1 protein-coding gene is annotated in these 374 nt (G+C 62.3%); it reads right to left on the bottom strand.

Annotation, left to right across the window (positions count from 1 at the left end):
* Positions 1-120: 120 nt before the first annotated feature.
* Positions 121-374: DUF6319 family protein (locus IMZ11_RS44830; protein ID WP_228649920.1), on the bottom strand; the 254-nt coding region annotated here is incomplete at its 5' end.

The following is a 374-nucleotide window of genomic DNA, read 5'->3' as shown; positions in this document are numbered from 1 at the left end:
ACCCACTGCACTTGGCTGATCGTCAAAAAATTTGACGATCAGCCAAGTGGATAGTCGAAGACTCTCTGCAAGTTTCGGGCCGGTTCCCAATGTGCCCGCCCAGAGCCAACTCCGCGGACCTCACTCCAAGTCGGACAAGACCTTTCGCGCGGCTTCGAGCTCTGCTTCGAGGGCGGCGACCTTGGCGGCCTGCTGTGAGCGCGCCTCTTCGATCACTTCGTCGATGGGCGTGGAGAGATCCTCGTGCAGTTCCTTGGCCGCGCGCGAGACGGCAGCAGCTGCGACCGCGACATTGCGTGCCAGGTAGGTGGTGCCCTGCTTGAGCTCGGCGTGCCATTCGCCGTCGGCGGTTCCGGTGACGGTAAGAGTCAGCT

Origin of the sequence: Microtetraspora sp. AC03309 (genome assembly GCF_020826795.1) — a bacterium.
Taxonomy (GTDB): domain Bacteria; phylum Actinomycetota; class Actinomycetes; order Streptosporangiales; family Streptosporangiaceae; genus Microtetraspora; species Microtetraspora glauca.
The sequence above is the reverse complement of the archived record's forward strand: the minus strand, read 5'-3'. Positions and strand labels throughout refer to the sequence as shown.